The sequence below is a fragment of the Rhodobacter calidifons genome (assembly GCF_011174775.1).
GTDB classification, from domain to species: domain Bacteria; phylum Pseudomonadota; class Alphaproteobacteria; order Rhodobacterales; family Rhodobacteraceae; genus Tabrizicola; species Tabrizicola calidifons.
In genome coordinates this window covers 19,802-39,597 of the sequence record NZ_JAANHS010000004.1, presented here as the reverse complement: position 1 = coordinate 39,597, position 19,796 = coordinate 19,802, and the positions used below count along the sequence as shown (strand labels likewise).

The 19,796-nt window shown below is 68.1% G+C and carries 22 protein-coding genes; 7 read left to right on the top strand and 15 right to left on the bottom strand.

Annotated elements, in window-relative coordinates:
- Positions 1 to 8: 8 nt before the first annotated feature.
- Positions 9 to 344 carry a DUF8846 family protein gene (locus tag G8O29_RS06810; RefSeq protein WP_166402496.1) on the bottom strand — a complete coding sequence of 112 codons (336 nt, stop codon included), beginning with the start codon at positions 342 to 344 and terminating at the stop codon, positions 9 to 11.
- Positions 345 to 346: 2 nt separating this feature from the next.
- Positions 347 to 1,171 carry a 2,3,4,5-tetrahydropyridine-2,6-dicarboxylate N-succinyltransferase gene (gene dapD / locus G8O29_RS06805; RefSeq protein WP_166402495.1) on the bottom strand — a complete coding sequence of 275 codons (825 nt, stop codon included), beginning with the start codon at positions 1,169 to 1,171 and terminating at the stop codon, positions 347 to 349.
- Between the two features lie 79 nt (positions 1,172 to 1,250).
- Here dapD and G8O29_RS06800 point away from each other — a divergent pair, with 79 nt between their 5' ends.
- Positions 1,251 to 2,069, top strand: a complete 819-nt coding sequence (locus G8O29_RS06800) for an LOG family protein (RefSeq protein ID WP_166402494.1) — start codon at positions 1,251 to 1,253, stop codon at positions 2,067 to 2,069.
- Positions 2,070 to 2,075: 6 nt separating this feature from the next.
- Here the strand turns inward: G8O29_RS06800 and G8O29_RS06795 are convergent, their stop codons facing one another.
- Complete coding sequence (locus G8O29_RS06795) at positions 2,076 to 2,345, bottom strand: hypothetical protein (RefSeq protein ID WP_166402493.1); 270 nt, start codon at positions 2,343 to 2,345, stop codon at positions 2,076 to 2,078.
- 108 nt (positions 2,346 to 2,453) lie between these two features.
- The gene (locus G8O29_RS06790; protein WP_166402492.1) at positions 2,454 to 3,665 is read right to left on the bottom strand and encodes a winged helix-turn-helix domain-containing protein; all 1,212 of its coding nucleotides are present in this window, start codon (positions 3,663 to 3,665) and stop codon (positions 2,454 to 2,456) included.
- A 179-nt stretch (positions 3,666 to 3,844) separates the two neighbouring features.
- Between G8O29_RS06790 and G8O29_RS06785 the strand changes: the two genes are divergently transcribed.
- A complete protein-coding gene (locus G8O29_RS06785) occupies positions 3,845 to 5,224 on the top strand; it encodes a cation:proton antiporter domain-containing protein (protein WP_166402491.1) in 1,380 nt (459 codons plus the stop codon).
- Here G8O29_RS06785 and G8O29_RS06780 read toward each other — a convergent pair.
- On the bottom strand, positions 5,160 to 6,389 hold the full coding sequence (locus G8O29_RS06780; RefSeq protein ID WP_166402490.1) for a UbiH/UbiF/VisC/COQ6 family ubiquinone biosynthesis hydroxylase: 1,230 nt from the start codon (positions 6,387 to 6,389) through the stop codon (positions 5,160 to 5,162). The two genes, G8O29_RS06785 and G8O29_RS06780, sit on opposite strands and share 65 nt — an antisense overlap.
- A 78-nt stretch (positions 6,390 to 6,467) precedes the next feature.
- On the opposite strand from G8O29_RS06780, the gene G8O29_RS06775 reads away from it, so the two are divergent.
- Positions 6,468 to 7,799: an amidase gene (locus G8O29_RS06775; protein ID WP_166402489.1), complete on the top strand. Its 1,332-nt coding sequence runs from the start codon at positions 6,468 to 6,470 to the stop codon at positions 7,797 to 7,799.
- 79 nt (positions 7,800 to 7,878) lie between these two features.
- Here G8O29_RS06775 and rlmH read toward each other — a convergent pair whose 3' ends face one another.
- From rlmH to G8O29_RS06750, 5 genes are all read right to left on the bottom strand, one after another.
- A complete protein-coding gene (gene rlmH, locus G8O29_RS06770) occupies positions 7,879 to 8,349 on the bottom strand; it encodes a 23S rRNA (pseudouridine(1915)-N(3))-methyltransferase RlmH (RefSeq protein ID WP_166402488.1) in 471 nt (156 codons plus the stop codon).
- Complete coding sequence (gene rsfS, locus G8O29_RS06765; protein ID WP_367890135.1) at positions 8,349 to 8,795, bottom strand: ribosome silencing factor; 447 nt, start codon at positions 8,793 to 8,795, stop codon at positions 8,349 to 8,351. Before rsfS ends, rlmH begins: the two co-directional genes overlap by 1 nt.
- A gap of 201 nt (positions 8,796 to 8,996) precedes the next feature.
- Positions 8,997 to 10,133, bottom strand: coding sequence for a CaiB/BaiF CoA transferase family protein (locus G8O29_RS06760; protein ID WP_166402486.1), 1,137 nt, complete (start codon positions 10,131 to 10,133; stop codon positions 8,997 to 8,999).
- Positions 10,133 to 10,738: a DsbA family protein gene (locus G8O29_RS06755; RefSeq protein ID WP_437440801.1), complete on the bottom strand. Its 606-nt coding sequence runs from the start codon at positions 10,736 to 10,738 to the stop codon at positions 10,133 to 10,135. The genes G8O29_RS06760 and G8O29_RS06755 overlap by 1 nt, the downstream gene beginning before the upstream one ends.
- Positions 10,739 to 10,789: 51 nt before the next feature.
- Positions 10,790 to 11,314 (bottom strand): DUF721 domain-containing protein, encoded by a 525-nt coding sequence (locus G8O29_RS06750; protein ID WP_242678952.1) that lies wholly within the window; start codon positions 11,312 to 11,314, stop codon positions 10,790 to 10,792.
- A 152-nt stretch (positions 11,315 to 11,466) separates the two neighbouring features.
- On the opposite strand from G8O29_RS06750, the gene mutY reads away from it, so the two are divergent.
- Complete coding sequence (mutY, locus tag G8O29_RS06745; RefSeq protein WP_166402484.1) at positions 11,467 to 12,513, top strand: A/G-specific adenine glycosylase; 1,047 nt, start codon at positions 11,467 to 11,469, stop codon at positions 12,511 to 12,513.
- 87 nt (positions 12,514 to 12,600) lie between these two features.
- Positions 12,601 to 13,716 carry an alkane 1-monooxygenase gene (locus G8O29_RS06740; protein WP_166402483.1) on the top strand — a complete coding sequence of 372 codons (1,116 nt, stop codon included), beginning with the start codon at positions 12,601 to 12,603 and terminating at the stop codon, positions 13,714 to 13,716.
- Between the two features lie 44 nt (positions 13,717 to 13,760).
- Here G8O29_RS06740 and G8O29_RS06735 read toward each other — a convergent pair whose 3' ends face one another.
- The 5 genes from G8O29_RS06735 to G8O29_RS06715 form a co-directional block, all read right to left on the bottom strand.
- A complete protein-coding gene (locus G8O29_RS06735) occupies positions 13,761 to 15,305 on the bottom strand; it encodes an acetolactate synthase large subunit (RefSeq protein WP_166402482.1) in 1,545 nt (514 codons plus the stop codon).
- Positions 15,302 to 15,952, bottom strand: coding sequence for a DUF2062 domain-containing protein (locus G8O29_RS06730; RefSeq protein WP_166402481.1), 651 nt, complete (start codon positions 15,950 to 15,952; stop codon positions 15,302 to 15,304). The genes G8O29_RS06735 and G8O29_RS06730 overlap by 4 nt, the downstream gene beginning before the upstream one ends.
- Before the next feature lie 152 nt (positions 15,953 to 16,104).
- Positions 16,105 to 17,226 carry a site-specific DNA-methyltransferase gene (locus G8O29_RS06725; protein WP_166402480.1) on the bottom strand — a complete coding sequence of 374 codons (1,122 nt, stop codon included), beginning with the start codon at positions 17,224 to 17,226 and terminating at the stop codon, positions 16,105 to 16,107.
- Between the two features lie 89 nt (positions 17,227 to 17,315).
- Positions 17,316 to 17,948: a ribonuclease HII gene (gene rnhB, locus G8O29_RS06720; RefSeq protein ID WP_166402479.1), complete on the bottom strand. Its 633-nt coding sequence runs from the start codon at positions 17,946 to 17,948 to the stop codon at positions 17,316 to 17,318.
- A 126-nt stretch (positions 17,949 to 18,074) separates the two neighbouring features.
- The gene (locus G8O29_RS06715) at positions 18,075 to 18,545 is read right to left on the bottom strand and encodes a hypothetical protein (protein WP_166402478.1); all 471 of its coding nucleotides are present in this window, start codon (positions 18,543 to 18,545) and stop codon (positions 18,075 to 18,077) included.
- Between the two features lie 248 nt (positions 18,546 to 18,793).
- On the opposite strand from G8O29_RS06715, the gene G8O29_RS06710 reads away from it, so the two are divergent.
- Positions 18,794 to 19,084, top strand: coding sequence for a hypothetical protein (locus G8O29_RS06710; RefSeq protein WP_166402477.1), 291 nt, complete (start codon positions 18,794 to 18,796; stop codon positions 19,082 to 19,084).
- Positions 19,056 to 19,760 carry a winged helix-turn-helix domain-containing protein gene (locus tag G8O29_RS06705; RefSeq protein WP_166402476.1) on the top strand — a complete coding sequence of 235 codons (705 nt, stop codon included), beginning with the start codon at positions 19,056 to 19,058 and terminating at the stop codon, positions 19,758 to 19,760. The genes G8O29_RS06710 and G8O29_RS06705 overlap by 29 nt, the downstream gene beginning before the upstream one ends.
- Positions 19,761 to 19,796 lie beyond the last annotated feature (36 nt).

Sequence of the window (19,796 nt, the reverse complement as noted above, 5' to 3'; positions counted from 1 at the left end):
GCGCCCAGTCAGTCGAAGAAAGGCGTGACCTCGGCCACGATGACCGAGTTCTCCTTCAGCGCGCGTTCCATCAGGAACCGCTCCTCGTCATCGATCTCCTCGCCCGACTTCAGCCGTTCGTCCAGCGTGCCCAGCCCCTGCACCTCCAGCGGCGCCATGTCGGCCTCCTTCAGGATCGCCACCGTCTCGCGCACCGCCTCGGCCTCGTCCACGCCCGAGGCGTAGCACAAAAGCGCCGCCCCCGTGGCCCGCGGCGGCAGCCCGTCGCCCTCCTTGCGGCCGACCTGCACGATCAGCGAATAGACCTGCTGCGGGCGCTTGGGCCTGTCGGGGGTCTCGGCCATCCTCAGTCCCTCAGCAATTCGTTGATGCTGGTCTTGGCCCGGGTCTGCGCATCGACCTTCTTCACGATCACCGCGCAGTAAAGGTTCACGCCCCCCTTCGACGGCATCGAGCCCGCCACGACCACCGACCCCGCCGGGACCTCGCCATACATCACCTCGCCGGTTTCCCGGTCCACGATCTTTGTCGATTTGCCGATGAACACGCCCATGCCAAGGACCGAGCCCTCGCGGACGATGCAGCCCTCCACCACCTCGGACCGCGCGCCGATGAAGCAGTTGTCCTCGATGATCGTCGGCCCCGCCTGCATCGGCTCCAGCACGCCGCCGATGCCCACGCCGCCCGACAGATGCACGTTCTTGCCGATCTGCGCGCAGGATCCCACCGTGGCCCAGCCATCGACCATCGTGCCCTCGTCCACATAGGCCCCAAGGTTCACGAAGGACGGCATCAGCACCACGTTCTTCCCGATGAAGGCCGACCGCCGCACGATCGACCCCGGCACCGCGCGGAACCCCGCCTTGCGCCAGTCCTCCGCCGTCCAGCCCTGCCACTTCGACGGCACCTTGTCCCACCAGTTCCCGCCGCCGTTTGACCCGGAAATCTCGTGCATGTCGGTCAGCCTGAAGGACAGCAGCACCGCCTTCTTCGCCCACTGGTTCACATGCCAGTCATTGCCGCGCTTTTCCGCCACCCGCAGGCTGCCATTGTCCAGCGCCGTCAGCGTCGCCTCGATGGCATCGCGCACCTCGCCCTTCGTCGCCGGGCTGATCCCCTCGCGCGCCTCCCAGGCGGCTTCGATGGCGGTCTCCAGCGCGGCGTTCGACATGGGGCTTCCCTTTTCGGTTGGTCAAGGCTCCGCCGACCCTATAAGCCTTGGGCCAATGCCACGCAATCCGAGCGAGTTGATGACCGAAGACCACCGCAGCCACAAGTTCCGCGACAGCATCGAGGACGCCGCCGCCGTCCGCCGCATCCCCGACACCGCCCAGACGCGCGCGCCGGCCTACCGGCTGGCCTTCCTCGACCGCGACTTCCTGCTGCGCGACGAGTTGCGCCCCGTGCGTCTGCAACTGGAGCTGCTGAAGCCGCAGATGGTGATGGACGAACGCGGTATCGAATCGACCGTGGTCATGTTCGGCGGCGCCCGCATCCCCGCGCCGGAACACCGCGACCGGGCCGCCACGCCAACCCTCGCCGGCCTGTCGCACTATTATGACGAGGCCCGCCGCTTTGCGAAGGCGATCACTGAACGCAGCGTCGCCAGCTATGGCCGCGACTGGGTGGTCTGCACCGGCGGCGGCCCCGGCGTGATGGAGGCCGGCAACCGCGGCGCGGACGAGGCGGGGGGCCAGTCGATCGGCCTCAACATCGTCCTGCCGCACGAACAGGCGCCCAACGCCTATGTCACGCCGGACCTGTCGTTCAACTTCCACTACTTCGCCATCCGCAAGATGCATTTCCTGATGCGCGCCCGTGCCATCGTCGTCTTTCCCGGCGGATTCGGCACGCTGGACGAGATGTTCGAATCGCTCACCCTGATCCAGACCGGTCGGATGAAGCAGGTGCCTTTCCTCCTGTTTGGCCGCGACTGGTGGGAAAGGGTGGTCAACTGGCAGCAACTCGCCGAAGCCGGGGTCATCAGCCCCGAGGACCTGTCGCTGTTCACCATGGTCGAAACCGCGGAAGAGGCGGTCAGCGTGATCGACGGCTGGGTGCCCGCGTAGGGTGCGCTACAGCGCACCGACCCCGGCCGCTTTCCCGGTCTCCAGCCCCGTCAGCCGGACCCGCCCGTCGCGCATCCCGCCCCGGATCAGGAACCCCGGCTCCTTCACTTCGGGGTGGGCCTCTGCCCGGTCGCGGAAGCGGTCACTGGTCACGATCCGCGCCGGGAACGTCCGCGCCGTCTGCACCGGGAAAGCGTCGGCGGGTAGGCCCTTGGCCGCACCCAGCACCTGCCTGCCCCCGTCGATCGTGAACGGACAGGCCGATTCGTCCCGCATGGTAAATGCCGCCGCTGCCAGCCCGTCGTCTGGACGGATGCCAGACGAGTGCCAGACCGATCCCAGACGCTTCACCTTTCGGTAACGACCCGGATTAACATAGCGTTCTCATAGGCTTGGCCTGGCCAGGGTCTCCCTTTCCCAGCCGTCGAGGAACTCCACCCTGTCACAACCCGCAAACCGCGCCAGCCGGTCCAGTTCCGCCTCCAGCTTTGCCCGGCGGCCCCTGGTCAGCTTCACTCCCGCCTCGGGCCAGAACGCCCTGACCCGCAGCGCACCCGCATCGCGGAAGGCCTTCACGTCGATCCGGCCCGCCAGTCGGTCGCCCTCCAGAACCGGAAAGACATAGTAGCCGTAAACCCGCTTCGGCTCGGGCACGAAGACCTCGATCCGGTAGTGGAAGCCGAACAGGAACTCCGCCCGGTCGCGGTCGCGCAGGGCCGGGTCGAACGGCGACAGGATGCGCAGGCGGGGGGTGGGTTCGGGCGGCAATTCGTCCAGAATATCGGGGAAAATGAACACCTTGCGGCGCTGGCCCTGCGATCCTTCCACCTCGGCCTCGATGATCTCGCCCCGCGCCAGGGTGCCCCGACACCAGACCTTTGCCGCCTCCGGGCCGACCGCGTTCCAGTAGGCCGCGATCTCGCTGCTGGTGCCGAAGCCCAGATGCCGCAGGGCGCTGCGGCAGGCCCAGTCGCAGACCTCTTCCTCGGGCACCGGTGCGCGGTGGACCTCCGGGATCACCCGCTCGGTCAGGTCGTAGATCTTGGCGAATCCGTCGCGCCGGGTGATCGCCAGCCGCCCGGTCCGCCACAGCCATTCCAGCGCGGTTTTCGAGGGATGCCAGTCCCACCAGCCGCGGCGGCCGCGGACCTCGCCTTCGCCCACATCCGCCGTTCCCACCGGGCCGTCCCTGGCTATCCTGTTGAGAATACTGTCAAACTGCGCCTCATACCCCTCACGGAACCAGCGTTTCCAGTTGGCGGAAAGGCGCGCCTCGTCGCGGGCAAAGCGATGCTGCCAGACCCCGTGCAAGGCGACCGGAAGGACCGAGGCGTCATGTGTCCAATGCTCCCACAGGCTGCGGTCGGTCTCCAGCAACCGCTTCAGCGCCGGGGGGCGATAGGCCTGCCGCCGCGACCACAGGATCATGTCATGCGCCCGGGCGATGGTGTTGATGCTGTCCACCTGGACAAAGCCGATCCGCGTGATCAGCTCGTGCAGGGCCTGGCCCGAGGCCGGGCCGACGCGCGGCTCGGCCAGGGCGTGGCGGTCCAGGAACAGACGGCGCGCGCGGGGGTTGGAGAGCAGGGGCAGCATCGCCAAGCCCTAGCATTGCAAAGTATTTCGGCAAAAGCGAAATTCGTGACCGGGGCGGCCCGCGCGGTCGATTGCATCGGGGCGGGCACGTCTTACACTTCTTCTGTCTCCCGACAGGACTGCGGGGCAGCCCCCCGTTCCCGGACAAGGCGGTTTCGGCCCGCAAGGATGATGAAGGCTTGACGCACGACACACCCCTGATCGCGATGCTGGTGGCTGGCTTCGGCCTGGCCTTCCTGTTCGGCCTCATGGCCCAGCGGCTGAAACTGCCGCTGATCGCGGGCTATCTGCTGGCGGGAGTGGTGATCGGCCCCTTCACCCCCGGCTATGTCGCCGACACCGAAATTGCGGGCGAACTGGCCGAAATCGGCGTCATCCTCTTGATGTTCGGGGTGGGCCTGCATTTCGCGCCGCGCGACCTGATGGCTGTCAGCGGCATCGCGCTTCCGGGCGCGCTGGGGCAGATCGCGGTGGCGACGCTGTTCGGCATGGGCATCGGCTGGGGCATGGGATGGACCCTGGGCGCCGGGCTGATCTTCGGCATCGCGCTGTCGGTCGCCTCGACCGTGGTGCTTCTGCGGGCGTTGCAGGACCGCGAGCTGATCCAGACCGACAAGGGCCGGGTGGCGGTGGGCTGGCTGATCGTCGAGGATCTGGTGATGGTGCTGGCGCTGGTGCTGATCCCGCCGCTGGCGGGGCTTCTGGGCGGCAAGGCGATGCCGGTGGGCGAGGATGCCGAGATGGTTGCCGAGGTGACCCGAAGCATCGGCATCGGTCCGATTGCCGCAACCGTGGTGATCACGCTGGTGAAGGCGGCGGCCTTCGTCGCGCTGATGCTGGTGATCGGCCGCCGGGTGATTCCCTGGATCCTGCATTTCGTCGCCCACACGCTGTCGCGCGAACTGTTCCGGCTGGCCGTGCTGGCCATCGCGCTGGGCGTCGCCTATGGCGCGACGCATTTCTTCGGCGTCTCCTTCGCGCTGGGGGCCTTCTTCGCCGGGATGGTGATGTCCTCCTCGACCCTCTCGCAACAGGCCATGCGCGAGACGCTGCCCCTGCGCGATGCTTTCGCGGTGCTGTTCTTCGTCTCGGTGGGGATGCTGTTCAACCCCGCGATCCTGGTGTCACAGCCGCTTGCGCTTCTGGCCACGGTGACGATCATCGTGGGCGTCAAGGCGGCGGCGGGTTTCTACCTGGTGCGGCTTCTGGGCGAGGGGCGCGACATGGCGCTGACCATCGCGGCCAGCCTGGCGCAGATCGGCGAATTCTCGTTCATCCTGATCACGATGGGGACGACACTGTACATCGTCCCGCCCGAGGCGCGCGATCTGGTGGTGGCGGGCGCGATGCTGTCGATCCTGGCGAACCCGCTGTTGTTCCACCTGCTGGACCGGCGCGAGGCGCGCAAGGCGGCCGCGCCTCGTTCGCCTTCGGCTCCTCCTCGCGCCGACCCCGCGAGGAGTGCCGCAGGCAACGACGAGCCTTCGGCAGAGCTCAGACCGGACGCCCGGTCAGAAGCCGCGGAAGTTCGCCCGTCAGTCCCGCCGCCTGGCGGATGAAACCGCGCCGGAGGCCGGGCAGAGCGCCAACCATCCCCATGCCGAGGTCGCGGCCCAGGCGCAGCAGCGGGTTGTCGCTGGAAAACAGCCGGTTCACCGCGTCCATGCCCAGCGCAAGGGCCGTGGCATCGAACCGGCGCCAGCGCTGATACTCTTCCAGCGCGGCCGGGCTGCCCGCATCCTCGCCCCGGCGGCGGGCCAGGATCAGCACCTCGGCCAGGGCGGCCACGTCGCGCAGGCCGAGGTTCAGCCCCTGTCCGGCAATCGGATGCACGCCATGGGCCGCATCGCCGACCAGCGCCACCCGGGGCGCGATGAAGCGTTCGGCCAGCGACAGCGACAGGGGATAGGTGAACCGCTCTCCTGCCAGCGCGATCTCGCCCAGGAAATCGCCGAAACGGGGGCGCAGGGCCTGAAGATAGGCGTCGTCCGGCAGCGCCTGGATCGCCGCCGCGTTCGCGTCCGTCTCGCTCCAGACGATGCTGGAATGATGGCCTCCCTTCAGCGGCAGGATCGCCAGCGGACCCGAGGGCATGAAGAACTGGTGCGCGATGCCCCGGTGGTCGCGTTCGTGACGGATCGCGGTGACCAGGGCCGTCTGGCCATAGCCCCAGCCCACCCGGCGGATCCCGGCGCGCGCGGCCGTGCCCGACCCGCGCCCGTCGCAGCCCACCAGCAGCCCGGCCGACAGCTTCTGCCCCGAGGCCAGCGTCACCGTGACTCCGGCCGGCCCGACCTCCTGCGCGACGACGGTTTCGCCGGACAGCAGCGTCACCCCCGGCGCATCCTGCATCGCCGCCAGGAAGGCGGCATAGAGGTGGCGGTCCTCAAGCATGTGGCCCATCGGGCCTTCCTCGATCTCGGCCGCGTCGAAATGCAGGAAGAAGGGCGCGGCCCCTTCGCCCGCGCGGCCGTCAGATGCCTTGATTTCCAGCATCGGCTGCGCCTTGTCGGCAACCCGGGGCCAGACGTCGATCGCGGTCAGAAGCCGGACCGAGGCGATGGCCAGCGCATAGGCGCGGCCGTCGAACCCTGCCTCGGCGCGTGCGGGTGCGGGGCGGGCGTCGATCACCGTCACCCGGAAGCCGCCCTGCGCCAGCGCCAGGGCCAGGGCGGGGCCGTTCAACCCTCCGCCCGCGATCAGGATGTCGGCGTCGCATTCCATAGGCCCTACATACCCCGCGCGGACGGATTGTCCATGCGTCGCCAAGCCGCTACCGTTCGTGGCAACAAGGGGGATCAGATGACCGGAACCTGGGCGCACATGACCGCAGCCGAGCTGGGGCGCGAGATCGGCGCGGGCCGGATCCACCCGGTCGAGCTGACCGAGTATTTCCTGCATCAGATCGAGACGCATCCGCTTGCCCCGCGCATCTACGTCCGCGCCACGGCGGCCCGCGCCCGGGGCGAGGCGATGGCCGCGGCGGCAAGGGCGAAGGCGGGCCTGCGCAAGTGGCTGCTGGATGGCGTGCCGATCAGCTGGAAGGATCTGTTCGATACGGCCGGTGTCGCCACCGAGGCGGGCTCGGCCCTGTTGAAGGGCCGGACCCCCGACCGGGATGCCGAGGTGCTGGAGACGGCGACGCTGAATGGCCTGGTCTGTCTGGGCAAGACCCATATGTCGGAACTTGCCTTTTCGGGCCTGGGGCTGAACCCGGTCACCGCGACGCCGCCCAACCTGAACGATGACAAGGCGGTGCCGGGGGGGTCGTCCTCGGGCGCGGCGGCCTCGGTGGCCTTCGGCCTGGCCCCGGCGGCGATCGGGTCGGACACCGGCGGCTCGGTGCGGATCCCGGCGGCCTGGAATGATCTTGTGGGGCTGAAGACCTCGGTCGGCGCCCTGCCGATGCGCGGCACGGTGCCGCTGTGCGAACGGTTCGACACCATCGGCCCGCTGGCCCATTCCGTCGAGGACTGCGCGCTGCTCCTTGCGGCGATGGGCGGAGGGGCGGTCGGCGATCTTGGCGGGGCCGATCTGTCCGGCATGCGGCTGGCGGTTCTGGAAACCGTGGCGCTGGATGACGTCCGCGACCGCCCGGGGCAAGGCTTCGAGGATGCCGTCGCGCGGCTGGGCCGGGCCGGGGCGCGGATCTCGCGCCTGGCCGCCCCCGAGATCGCCGAGGCGCTGGGTCTGGCCGCGACACTGTTCACCGCCGAAGCCTATGGCATCTGGCGCGAGGTGATCGAGGCCGCGCCGCAGAAGATGTTCCCCCGCATCCTGGAACGATTCCGCTCGGGCGCGCAGATCGCGGCGACCGATTATGTCGCCGGCTGGCGGCGGCTGGAGGTGCTGCGGGCACAGTGGAACGAACGGGTCGCAGGCCATGACGCGGTGATCCTGCCGACCTCGCCGATCCTGCCGCCGGATGCGAACCGGCTGATGACCGACGACCCCTATTATGTGACCGAGAACCTCCTTGCCCTGCGCAACACCCGGATCGGCAATCTGATGGGCGCCTGCGCGCTGACGCTGCCCACGTCGCAGCCCTCCTGCGGGATCAGCCTGATGTGCCCGCCGGGGCAGGAAATGCGTCTGTTGCGCCTGGGCGTGGCGGCGGAACGGGCGCTGCGCTAGCGACGGCTCGTCGAAGCCCTTCGGGCACTCCTCGCGGGCGCCCGGCCGAGGAGCGACCGAAGGCAGCGACGAGCCGCCGTCAGATCCGGTGATAGGGCGCGCCGGCAAGGATCGTCGCGGCGCGGTACAGCTGTTCGGCCAGCATCACCCGCACCAGCATGTGCGGCCAGACCATGCGGCCGAAGCTGACCGCCAGATCGGCCCGCGCACGCAAGCCCGGGTCCAGCCCGTCCGCCCCGCCGATCACGAAGGCCGCGTCCTGCCGCCCGGCGTCACGCCAGTCGGCCAGGGCCTGCGCGAACTCGGGACTGGACAGAAGCCTGCCCCTTTCGTCCAGCACGCACAGCGCTGCGCCTTCCGGGATCGTGCGGGCCAGAAGCGCGGCCTCGGCCGCCATGCCGCCACCCTTGCGGTCCTCGACCTCATGCTCGGCCACAGGGCCCAGGCCCAGAGGCCGCCCGCTGCGCCCCAACCGCTGAAGGTAATCGTCCACCAGATCGCGCTCTGGCCCGGCCCGCAGGCGGCCCACGGCGCAGAGATGCAGGCGCATCAGGCCTTGGCGGCCCGGGCCGCGCCCGTCCCCGCGCCCATCGGCAGCCACATCTTTTCCAGCTGGTAGAACTCGCGCACTTCCGGGCGGAAGACATGGACGATCACGTCGCCCGCGTCGATCAGCACCCAGTCGCCGGTTTCCTTGCCCTCCATGCGGACGGAAATCCGCATCTCCTGCTTCAGCCGGTCTGCAAGTTTTTCCGAGATCGAGCCCACCTGCCGCGAGGAGCGGCCCGAGCAGATGACCATGTAGTCGGCCACATCCGACCGACCGCGCAGGTCGATCTGAACGATGTCCTCGGCCTTGTCGTCATCGACGGATTTCAGCACCAGGGCCAGCACCTGTTCGGACGTGTGGCCCTGCGGGGCTTCGGCGGGTTTCAGGCGCGGACCGACCGGCAGGCCGGTGGCGGGATCAGAATGCGACAGGACCGGGTCCTCCAACGAAGCGCGGCCCACTCGGCCCCCGCGCCGGGCCATGGTTCCAGATTAGCACCCGGACGGGGCAATCTCAACCGAAGGCGGGCGCCTACGCCTTATTCGGCGCCTTGGCAAGAGATCGCCGCCTTCGGTGCACCCGTTTCCCAGGGAAATCCGGCAAAGTGGCGCGCGGGGTGCCGATCCCGAGCAGAATGCGCCTGCCCTTCACGAGGGCTTGCCCAGAACCTCGTCCTGGTGCTGCCCCAGTCGCGGCGCCGGGCGGTCCAGCGCCAGATCGGCCCCCGAGAATGTCATCGGGCTGCGCACCCCCGGCACGCCCTCCGGGTCGATCCGCATCCCCCGCGCCACGACCTGCGGGTCGGCGAAGACCTCGGCCATGTCGTTGATCGGCCCGGCGGGCACGCCTTCGGCCTCGCAGGCGGCCAGGAGATCCGCCTTGGTCCAGGTCCGCGTCGCCGCCGTCAGCCTTTCGGTCAGGGCGGCGCGGTGGGTCACGCGGTCGGCGTTGGTGAGGAACAGGGGATCGCTGGCCAGCGCCTCCAGCCCCAGGATCGCGCAAAGCCGCTGGTACTGCGCATCGTTGCCGGTGGCCAGGATGATCCAGCCGTCCTTGCAGTCGAACACCGCATAGGGCGCAAGGTTGGGATGCGCATTGCCCATCAGTCCGGGGGCCTTGCCCGAGGCCAGGTAGTTCATCGCCTGGTTCGCCATGATGCTGGTGGCCACGTCCAGAAGCGCCATGTCGATGTGCTGGCCCGCGCCAGTCCGTCCGCGCTGGATCAGCGCGGCCAGGATCGCGGTGGCGGCATAGACCCCGGTGAACACATCCGTCACCGCCACGCCCACCTTCTGCGGCTGGCCGTCGGCGGGGCCGGTCACGCTCATCAGCCCGGACATGCCCTGGATGATGAAGTCATAGCCAGCCCGGTGGGCGTAGGGCCCGGTCTGGCCGAAGCCGGTGATCGAGCAGTAGATCAGCCGCGGGTTGACCTTTTGCAGACTGTCGTAGTCAAGGCCGTATTTCGCCAGCCCGCCGACCTTGAAGTTCTCGATCACCACATCGGCCCCGGCCACCAGCCGGCGCACCGTCTCTTGCCCTTCGGCGGTGCGGAAGTCGCAGGTGATCCCGCGCTTGCCGCGGTTGGTCGCGTGGAAATAGGCGGCACTCCGCTCGCCCCCCACTTCGAGGAACGGAGGCCCCCAGCGCCGGGTGTCGTCGCCTTCCGGAGCCTCGACCTTGATGACATCGGCGCCCAGATCGGCAAGCGTCTGCCCGGCCCAGGGGCCAGCCAGGATCCGCGCCAGTTCGATGACGCGGATGCCTTCCAGCGGCGCGGGCATTATTTCGCCAGTTCGGCCTCAAGGATGGCCTTGAGGTCGGCATAGGCCATGTTGGAATGTTTGGTGCCGTTGATGAACAGCGTCGGCGTGCCCTGCACGCCGTCGGCCTCGAAATTGGTCTGGAACTGCTTGATCAGCGCCTCGGCCTTCGGCACGTCGTTCAGGCAGGCATCCATCGCCGCGTCTTCCAGCCCTGCCGCGCGCCCGATGGTCTTGAGGTTCTCGACCACCTGCTGCGGGCTTTCCCCGGCGGCCCATTCCTTCTGCTTGTCGAACAGCATGTCCTGGATGCCGAAATATTTCATCTCGCCGCCGCAGCGGGCGATCAGCGCGGCCCAGAGGCCGTACCGGTCGAAATAGACCTCGCGCAGGGTGAAGTGGACCTTGCCGGTGTCGATGTAGTCGCGCTTCAGTTCCTTGAAGGTCGTGGCATGGAAATTGGCGCAATGCGGGCAGGTGAAGCTGGCGTATTCGACGATCTTCACCTTCGCATCGGGCGAGCCGAGCGAAAAATCTCCGACCGCCGGGGCGGCGGCCTCGGTCGCGGTTTCCTGCGCCAGTGCCGGCGTCATTGCCGCGGTGGCTGCGGCGGCAAGGGCGATCATGGCCCGGCGGTTCAGTTTCGTCATCGGTCGGCGTCCTTTTCAGCCCGGATGTCAGGATCGGGGGCGAGTTAAGATGTTTTGCGCCAGCTGTTCAAGCGCGTTGCGCAGGCCCGGGTCTGCCACGCCCTCGGCCACGGCCTGCGCCCTGGCGGTCGTGGCCGGGTCGGGGGGTCTTTTCGCCTTTGGCGCGGGGGTGAATTCGGCCTGGCCTTCGGCAAATCCGGTGGCCGCGGTCTGGGTCAGGTGGATGTGCTGGACGGCGGCATAGCCATAGACGGCGTTCACGCGCTCCTTCAGCTGCGGCAGCGCCATCTGCACCATCGGGGCCTCGCTGGCCTTGACCAGCAGGGTCAGCGTCGCGCCCATCGGTCCCTTGCCGTAGGCGATCTTCACGGGCCGGGTCTTGCGCGCCATCTCTTCGCCCGCGACTTCAGCCCAATGGGTCAGAAGCCGCGCCACGGCAAAGCCGCGCGATTCCCCGGCGGCCCGCACCGCGTCCTTCATCAGCCCGAATGCCGGTTCGAACCCGCGCATGCGGTGCTCGGCACTGGGGGAGGGGGTTGGTTTGCGGGCCATCTGCTCCTGTCCTTGTCGCCCATTCTACCGCAAGGGGCGGCCCCCGCCAGAGGGCAGGCTGAAACAGGAATAAACATTGCGTTATTGGACGGTTATCCGGCCATCGCTCCATTCCGCTGGCTCCCGGCCGCGTGCCCGCTATCCTCGCCCCGATGCAGACCGCCGAATCCCTCGCTGCCCAGCTTCTGTCCTGGTACGACCGCCACGCCCGGATCATGCCCTGGCGCGTTTCGCCTCGGGATCGCGCGGCGGGCCAGCGGCCGGACCCCTACCGGGTCTGGCTGTCCGAGGTGATGCTGCAACAGACCACCGTTGCCGCCGTGACGGACTATTTCCACCGGTTCATCTCCCGCTGGCCGACCGTGCATGACCTTGCGGCGGCCGAGGATGCGCAGGTGATGGGCGAATGGGCGGGCCTTGGCTATTATGCCCGCGCCCGCAACCTGCTGAAATGCGCCCGTGCCGTCGTGACCAGCCATGGCGGCCGCTTCCCGACCAGCCGCGAGGGCCTGCTGACCCTGCCCGGCATCGGCCCCTATACCGCCTCTGCCATCGCCGCCATCGCCTATGATCACCCGGCTGCCGTGGTCGATGGCAATGTCGAACGGGTGATCTCGCGCCTCTACCTTGTCGAAAAGCCCCTTCCGGCCGCCAAGCCGAAGCTGACGGAGCTTGCCGCCGGCCTGACGCCTGCGAGCCGGCCCGGAGACTATGCCCAGGCGATCATGGACCTTGGCGCCACCGTCTGCACCCCGCGCGCGCCGGCCTGCGGCATCTGCCCCTGGTCCCATGCCTGCGAGGCAAGGGCGGCAGGCATCCAGGCCGCACTTCCCCGCAAGGCGCCGAAGCCCGACAAGCCCCTGCGCCGCGGCACGCTGTGGCTTGGTCACCGCGACGGCGCCATCCTGATCGAACGCCGCCCCGACCGGGGCCTGCTGGGCGGCATGGCCGGCTTTCCCGGCGACGGCTGGGACGGGCAGGGCGGCCCCGCCCCCGCCGATGCCGACTGGCAGGACATCGGCGAGGTCCGGCACACCTTCACCCATTTCCACCTGATCCTGCGCGTCATGACCGCCCGGATCGAGGGCCCGCCGACCCGGGGCGAACTGATCCCCCGTCACAGCTTTCGTCCCGCAGACCTGCCCACGGTGATGCGGAAGGCCTGGGATCTTGCCCGGGCGCTGCCGGATTTTCCCTGACCTGCCGACCGGAGTTCCGATCTTTCGCCGAAAGGGCGCAGCGGATGTCCGCTTGAGCCCTGCCCGGCTTCCGCTAGTCTTGCAGGCATGAGTCCGCTTCCGCCCGCGCTGCCGTTCTGGCTTTCGTTCTGCCTGCCGCCCCTGGCCGTGATCGGCATGGTCCATGGCGGCTGGACCGTCGCGCTGTTGCCGCTGTCAACCTGGTGGTTGTTCACCCTGCTGGACGCCCTGACCGGACATGAGACCTCGAACCCGGACCCCCGGACGCCGGAAACGCAGCTGACCGCCTATCGCCTGGTCACGCTGGTCTGGCCCCCGATCCAGTTCGCCCTGCTTGCAGCGATGCTGTGGTATGTGCCCCGGGCCACCCATCTGGGCACGGGCGAGAGGATCGCGCTTTTCTTCGGCATGGGCGTTGTCTCGGGCACCATCGGCATCAACTACAGCCATGAGCTGATGCACCAGAAATCCCGGCTGGAACGCTGGCTTGCCGATCTGCTCCTGGCCTCGGTGCTGTATTCCCATTTCCGCTCGGAACATCTGCGCGTGCATCACATCCATGTCGGCACCCCGCGCGATCCGGTGACGGCGCGTTACAACGAGGGTTTCCACCGCTTCTTCCCCCGCGTCCTGGTGCAATGCCCCCGCTCCGCCTGGCGGGCCGAGGCCGCGATGCTGGCCCGCAGAGGCCTGCCCTGGTGGCACCGCTCGAACCCCTTCTGGCGCTACGCGGTGCTACAGGCGGCTTTCCTGGCGCTTGCGCTTGCCCTGGGTGGCTGGTCCGGGCTGGGTCTGTTCCTGGTGCAGGCCTTCACGGCGGTCTGGCAGCTGGAGCTGGTCAACTACATCGAACATTACGGCCTGACCCGCCGCCATCTGGGCGAGGGGAGGTACGAACATGTCCTGCCCCGCCACAGCTGGAATGCCGACCATCGGGCATCGAACTGGCTTCTGATCAACCTCCAGCGCCATTCCGACCACCATTACAAGCCCGACCGACGCTTTCCCGTGCTGCAAACCTATACGCAGGACGAAGCCCCGCAGCTGCCCTACGGCTATCCGCTGATGACGATGATCGCGATGGTCCCGCCGCTGTGGAAGCGGGTGATGAACCGGCGGGTCAAGGACTGGCGCCGCCAGCATTACCCCGACATCACGGACTGGCATCCCTACAACAAGGCGCTGAACCCGGTTGCCGGTTGACCGGCAAACCCGGAGCCAGATTGCGCCTCTCCGCAGCGGCTGCGTCAGCAGACCACCTCGATCAGCCGCGGCCCGCGCTGGCCCATCGCTTCGGCAAAGGCCGCGTTGAACGCGCCCATGTCGCGGACCCGCACCGCCTGCACCCCGTGACCCCGGGCCAGCGCAACCCAGTCGAGCAGAGGTCCCTCGACATCGAACATCCGCCGGGCGTTGCGGCCGACCTCGTTCACCCCCATCGCGGCCAGTTCGTCGCGCAGGATCTGATAGCCGCGGTTGGCGAAGATCACCGTGGTCACGTCCAGCCCCTCGCGCGCCATCGTCCACAGCGATTGCAGCGTGTACATCCCCGACCCGTCGCCCTCCAGCACCACGACCTTGCGGTCCGGGCAGGCCACCGCCGCGCCCACGGCATTCGGCAGGCCAAAGCCGATCGACCCCCCGGTGATGGTCAGCACGTCATGGCCCCGTGCCCGCTTCAGCCCCGGCGCCAGGTAGTAGGACGCCGAGATCCCCTCATCCACCACCACCGCATCCTCGGGCATCAGCGCGGCAATCGCCTCGCCGACCCTGGTCACGGTCAGCTCGCCTTCGGGCAGGGCGGGCAGGTCCAGGGGCACGAAATCCTCCGGCCCCAGTTCCGCCTCTCCCACCTCTTCCGCCAGCGCCTGAAGCGTCCAGGCGATGTCCATATCCCGGCTGCACAACTCGATCAGCCGCGTCTGAGGGTCGTCGGGGGTGGAAGGCAGGCCGGGATAGGCGAAGAACCCGGCCGGCCGCGCCGTGCCGCACAGGACCAGCGACGATGCCCCGGCCAGAAGCGGGATGTTGTCCTCGATCCGATAGGCCATCCGCTCGATCAGGACCGAGCCCGCGCCGCGGCGGAAACGGCTGACGAAGAAGGGCTGCATCAGCCGGGCGCCGCAGGATCTGGCGATCCGCCTGGCCAAAAGGCCGAGATCGGTGAAAAGCGCCGGGCCGTCGATCATCAGGATCGCCCCCGGCTGGCGCAAGGCATGGGCCGCAGCCCTGACCTCGGCCAGAGACGGGCGCCGCAGGGCGGGGGCCGGGGCCGCCACCGCAAGGCCCGACGCTTCCTCCCAGGCCGTGTTTGCCGGCAGGATCAGCGTGGCGATCTGCCCGCCCTTCGCCCGCGCCGCCTGCACCGCCTCGGCCGCGTCGCTGGCGACCTTTTCGGCCGAAGAGCAGACCCGCGTCCAGTGCGATACCGCCTGCGCCACCCCCACCGTGTCGCCCTTCAAGGGGGCCTCGAACCGCAGGTGATAGTCGGCATGGTCGCCCATGATGTTCAGCACGCCCGACTGCGCCTTCCGCGCATTGTGCAGATTGGCAAAGGCATTGCCGAACCCCGGCGCCAGGTGCAGCAGGGTTGCCGCCACCTGTCCCGACATCCGGTAGTAGCCATCTGCCGCGCCCGAAACCCCGCCCTCGAACAGGCACAGGATGCAGCGCATCTCGGGGTGCCGGTCCAGTGCCGCGACGAAATGCATCTCGGACGTACCGGGGTTGGCAAAGCAGACCTGCACGCCGCTGGCCAGCAAGGTCTGCACCAGGGTCTCGGCGCCGTTCATGTCCTGTTCTCTTCCTTCGACGGGGCGGGTTTCTCTGCCAGTTTGCGCGCCCGCGCCTCGCGCCGGGCGGCCCGCAGCTTCTGATACCCGTTCAGGGCGGGAAGGCTTAGCCAGTAGGATACCACGGCCGCAACCAGCCCCGGTCCCAGCCCGCCGACGAGATAGGGCAGGAACACCCCGCGGAAGAACCGCTCCAGCCGGTCCCAGCGCATCTCCTCGGCGCCGAAGATCGCGCGGATGTTGCGGAAGATCTCGTCCCCGGCCTGGCCGAAGGCCGTCATGATCTGCGACACCGGCACGCCATCGGCCCGCGACCCCAGGATCGTGTGGCCAAGGTCGATCGAGAGGACCGCGATGAACGGGAAGGTCAGCGGATTGCCCGCCGCCGTGCCGATCAGCGCAGCGATGACATTGCCCCGCACGATCCAGGCCAGGAAGGCGGCAAGGAAGAAATGCAGCCCGAACAGCGGCGTGAACGAGGCAAAGACGCCGCAGGCGATGCCCCGGGCGATCCGGTGCGGCGCGTCGGGAATGCGGCTGGCGCGATGGCGCAGATAGCGGAAGGCCCGGCCCCAGCCGCCTTTAGGCAAGACCAGGGCGCGCAGCTTCTGCATCAGGTTCAGCGGTGTGCGACGGCGAAAGACCATCCGTTCTCCAATCCTGTCGGAACCGGGATAGGAAACATGGGTGCCGGGATCAACCAACTCCACCGCCGGAAACGGAAAAAACCCCGCCGGGACATCCCGGCGGGGTGAAGGTGTCCCCCAGGCGGTCCGGGGGACAGGCGTGTTCGAAAAACTCAGTGGGTGCGGCTGCCGTCGGCCTCCATCTCGGCGCGGATCTGCTGGCGCAGGATGTCGATCGGCACCAGCTTGCCGTCCCGCTTGAAGTGCCAGTAGGTCCAGCCGTTGCAGGACGGCGCCCCCTCCAGCGCCGCGCCGACCTGGTGGATCGAGCCCTTCACGTCATTGCCGATCAGCGTGCCGTCGGCGCGGACCTTGGCCTTGAACCGGTTGCCCAGGGAAAACAGCTCCTCCCCCGGCCGCAGCATCCCCCGTTCCACGACCTGCCCGAACGGCACCCGCGGCTCGGCCCGCTTCGATCCGGTGACCTCCAGCGCCGAGGCGTCAAAGCGGCGGACCCGCGCGATCCTTTCGGCGGCGGCCTTGCGATAGGCCTCTTCGCGTTCGATCCCGATGAAGTCGCGCCCCAGCATCTTGGCCACCGCCCCCGTCGTCCCCGTCCCGAAGAACGGGTCCAGGATCACGTCGCCGGGGTTCGTCGTCGCCACGATCACCCGGTGGAGCAAAGCCTCGGGCTTCTGCGTCGGATGGGCCTTGTCGCCGTTTTCGTCCTTCAGCCTCTCATGCCCGGTGCACAGCGGGATCACCCAGTCCGACCGCATCTGCACGCCGTCGTTCAGGGCCTTCAGCGCTTCATAGTTGAAGGTGTATTTCGCCGCCTCGTCGCGGCTGGCCCAGATCAGCGTCTCATGCGCATTGGTCAGGCGCTTGCCTTTGAAGTTCGGCATCGGGTTCGATTTTCGCCACACCACATCGTTCAACAGCCAGAAGCCCTGGTTCTGCAACTCGGTCCCCAGGCGGAAGACGTTGTGGTAGGAGCCGATCACCCAGATCGCGCCATTCGGCTTCAACAGCCGCTTTGCCGCCGCCAGCCAGTCGCGGGTGAAGGCATCATAGGCGGCAAAGCTGGAGAACTGGTCCCAGTGGTCGTCCACCGCATCGACCCTGGAATTGTCCGGGCGGTGCAGCTCGCCCTTCAGCTGAAGGTTGTAGGGCGGGTCGGCAAAGATCAGATCGACAGAGCCCGCCGGAAGGGTGTTCATCACCTCCACGCAGTCACCCGCAAGGATCTGGTTCAGCGGAAGAGCTGCCCCCGCCGTGGTATTCCTGGTCGTCATGTCTTCTGCCTCTGCCCCCGGCCTCTGTCGTGCCGATGTTGCCCGGAATCATGAGTCAGACCCGAATCACCGTCAAATTCTTTTTTGAATCAAGATCTTACAGAATTCTCTTGATACAATATGTTGTGGACGGGCCTGAAGGAACGTCTATGCCAAGGGGTCACGCCCAAAGTTTGCAGGGCCTTCAGATGGGCGGCGGTCGGGTAGCCGGCATTGGCTTCCCAGCCATAGCCGGGGTGCTGTTGCGCCAAATCCACCATGATCCGGTCGCGAGTCACCTTGGCCACGATCGAGGCCGCGGCGATGGACAGGCAGCGCGCATCGCCCTTCACGATGGCGGTCGCCCGGCAGGGCAGGCCCCGCGGGATCTGGTTGCCGTCGATCAGCGCATGATCGGCGCCAAGGCCCGCCACGGCGCGTTCCATCGCCAGGTGGCTGGCGCGCAGGATGTTCAGCGCGTCGATGTCCTGCACCGTGGCATGGGCGACCGACACCTCGGCCAGCGCCATGATCTCGTCGAACAGCGCCGCGCGGCGGGCTGCGGTCAGCGCCTTGGAATCGGCAAGCCCCGCCGGGATCCGCGCCGGGTCCAGCCGCACTGCCGCCGCCGTCACCGGCCCGGCCAGCGGGCCGCGCCCGACCTCGTCCACCCCGACGACCCGCAGGGCGCCGGCGGCAAGCGCCTCGGTCTCGTGCCGGAAATCGGGAAGGATGCGGGCCATGCCCCGACCTAGCGCGGATGCGCGCCGGGAAAAAGGGGGCGGGAGCTGCTCACCCTCCCACCCCCCGAGAAGAGACGGGATCAGGGCTGTCCCGTCTCGGCCAGGGCCGCCTCGGCGGCCCCGATGTCAGTGACCCTGCACGCGGAACCCCGCATCGCGCAGGCATTGCGCGGAATAGACCCGGTCGCGCTCGCCAAAGATCGTGGCGCCGTTGGAACAGCCGCGCGGCAGGCGATGGCGGAAACCTTCGGCGCGCAGGCAGCTTTCGGGGTAGAGCGAGACCGAACGGTCTGCCCCGTCGATCGAGATGGCGCAGACCGACGGAACCCGTTTGGAGGACACCGGCTCGGGCTGCGGGGCGGGCTTGCGGTTGTCCTTCAGCTCGTGCGCGATGGCGCCGACGACCAGGGCCGCGACCAGCGCCTTGGCAAGATCGTCCTTCTTGTCGGCCCTGGCCGGGATCGCGGTGGCCAGCACCAGCGCCAGCGCCGCCGCGCCCCCGGTCAGCATCGCGGTAAAACGGCGGCCGGTCATCGTGCTTTCCGAAATCCCGTGCGAGGGGATGATGTGCGACTTGCTTCTGAATTCCGCGGACATTGTTGCCTCCTGCTGAGGGACGGTTGGTCTTGCCCGGTCGCCGCGAACCGGCAGGCGACCTCGATGACCAACCCTCACCCCCCGGCCGCCGCGTAAGCAATATCGCCGGCCCGTTAGGTCATAACGCTGGCGCAGACCCGACTTGCTATCCGATAACAAGGCCGTAACTTCTTGGGTGATATTGAATATCAGCGCGCCTGCGCGCATTGTCCGATGGTAATCGAGCAGCCTCCTGTCCGGAGCGGAAAATGAAGACACTGATCTCCTCTGCCACTCTTGCGCTGGCGCTGGTCCTTGGCGGGCCGGCGGCGGCAGAGTGTTATGCCGACTACAAGGCCAAGCGTGACGAACCGCTCAAGCTGATCTACGGTGTCTCGCAGGTATCGGATGGCAATTGCAGCCCCGGCGCGGCCGAAGGCGAACTGGCGCCGAGGCTGGCATCAGGCGGCTGGACCTTGCTGACCGTTCTGTCCACATTCGGGCCCGAAGGGCTTGAGGAAAGGAAAGCGAGTGCCGGAGACTTCTTCCTCCGTTACTGAAAGTCTCAGGGCGGGCAACCGCGTCGTCGCCTTCGGTATCGCCGCCATCGTCCTCATCCTGCTGGGTGCGGCGCTTTTCCTGTTCCTGAACCTGCCGGACGCGAACGCCTTCAACGCGCGGGTGGAACGCATCTTCGTGGAAAACGACGACCTGCGCTCCGGTGCCGAGATCAAGCTGCTTGAGATCCTGGCGCAATCGGGCACCGCCTTTTCGGCGGTGCTGGCCAGCTACCGCAGCGTGATCTTCGTGCTGCTGGTCTTTTCCACCGCCTTGCTGATCGCGGCTCTGGTCTTCCTCGTCATGATCATCGCGCTGAACCGGCGCATCTCGGCGATACAGCGGTCGGGCATCCAGGTCTCCAGCCTGATGATCTCGCGCGAGGCGCGGGCGGTCTACATCAACGACCTGGAATTCCAGCTGACCGAAGCCGCGCTGGAAACCCTGTCGGTGCTGGCCGAGGCACGGATGGATGACGAGGTGCTGACCGGCGCGCAGATCGAGGCGGTGATCTCGGGCCGGAACGAGGCCGACTGCGACGAGGCGGCGGGGGCAACGCGGGTCAAGCGGCTGCGCGATGCCCTGGGCAATCAGCTGGTCTCCGAACTGCTGGTCAAGACCATCGCCCGGCGCGGCTACATGCTGGCCGTTGGCAAGGACACGATCAAGATGATCTGACCGGCCGACACGGCCGCAGACGGCCGCAGACGGCGA

What these genes read in the sequence shown, in the direction of transcription:
- G8O29_RS06810 (WP_166402496.1), bottom strand. Translation starts at nt 344, where the DNA reads ATGGCCGAGACCCCCGACAGGCCCAAGCGCCCGCAGCAGGTCTATTCG.
- dapD (WP_166402495.1), bottom strand. Translation starts at nt 1,171, where the DNA reads ATGTCGAACGCCGCGCTGGAGACCGCCATCGAAGCCGCCTGGGAGGCG.
- G8O29_RS06800 (WP_166402494.1), top strand. Translation starts at nt 1,251, where the DNA reads ATGACCGAAGACCACCGCAGCCACAAGTTCCGCGACAGCATCGAGGAC.
- G8O29_RS06795 (WP_166402493.1), bottom strand. Translation starts at nt 2,345, where the DNA reads ATGCGGGACGAATCGGCCTGTCCGTTCACGATCGACGGGGGCAGGCAG.
- G8O29_RS06790 (WP_166402492.1), bottom strand. Translation starts at nt 3,665, where the DNA reads ATGCTGCCCCTGCTCTCCAACCCCCGCGCGCGCCGTCTGTTCCTGGAC.
- G8O29_RS06780 (WP_166402490.1), bottom strand. Translation starts at nt 6,389, where the DNA reads ATGGAATGCGACGCCGACATCCTGATCGCGGGCGGAGGGTTGAACGGC.
- G8O29_RS06775 (WP_166402489.1), top strand. Translation starts at nt 6,468, where the DNA reads ATGACCGGAACCTGGGCGCACATGACCGCAGCCGAGCTGGGGCGCGAG.
- rlmH (WP_166402488.1), bottom strand. Translation starts at nt 8,349, where the DNA reads ATGCGCCTGCATCTCTGCGCCGTGGGCCGCCTGCGGGCCGGGCCAGAG.
- G8O29_RS06760 (WP_166402486.1), bottom strand. Translation starts at nt 10,133, where the DNA reads ATGCCCGCGCCGCTGGAAGGCATCCGCGTCATCGAACTGGCGCGGATC.
- G8O29_RS06755 (WP_437440801.1), bottom strand. Translation starts at nt 10,738, where the DNA reads ATGATCGCCCTTGCCGCCGCAGCCACCGCGGCAATGACGCCGGCACTG.
- G8O29_RS06750 (WP_242678952.1), bottom strand. Translation starts at nt 11,314, where the DNA reads ATGGCCCGCAAACCAACCCCCTCCCCCAGTGCCGAGCACCGCATGCGC.
- mutY (WP_166402484.1), top strand. Translation starts at nt 11,467, where the DNA reads ATGCAGACCGCCGAATCCCTCGCTGCCCAGCTTCTGTCCTGGTACGAC.
- G8O29_RS06740 (WP_166402483.1), top strand. Translation starts at nt 12,601, where the DNA reads ATGAGTCCGCTTCCGCCCGCGCTGCCGTTCTGGCTTTCGTTCTGCCTG.
- G8O29_RS06735 (WP_166402482.1), bottom strand. Translation starts at nt 15,305, where the DNA reads ATGAACGGCGCCGAGACCCTGGTGCAGACCTTGCTGGCCAGCGGCGTG.
- G8O29_RS06730 (WP_166402481.1), bottom strand. Translation starts at nt 15,952, where the DNA reads ATGGTCTTTCGCCGTCGCACACCGCTGAACCTGATGCAGAAGCTGCGC.
- G8O29_RS06725 (WP_166402480.1), bottom strand. Translation starts at nt 17,226, where the DNA reads ATGACGACCAGGAATACCACGGCGGGGGCAGCTCTTCCGCTGAACCAG.
- rnhB (WP_166402479.1), bottom strand. Translation starts at nt 17,948, where the DNA reads ATGGCCCGCATCCTTCCCGATTTCCGGCACGAGACCGAGGCGCTTGCC.
- G8O29_RS06715 (WP_166402478.1), bottom strand. Translation starts at nt 18,545, where the DNA reads ATGTCCGCGGAATTCAGAAGCAAGTCGCACATCATCCCCTCGCACGGG.
- G8O29_RS06710 (WP_166402477.1), top strand. Translation starts at nt 18,794, where the DNA reads ATGAAGACACTGATCTCCTCTGCCACTCTTGCGCTGGCGCTGGTCCTT.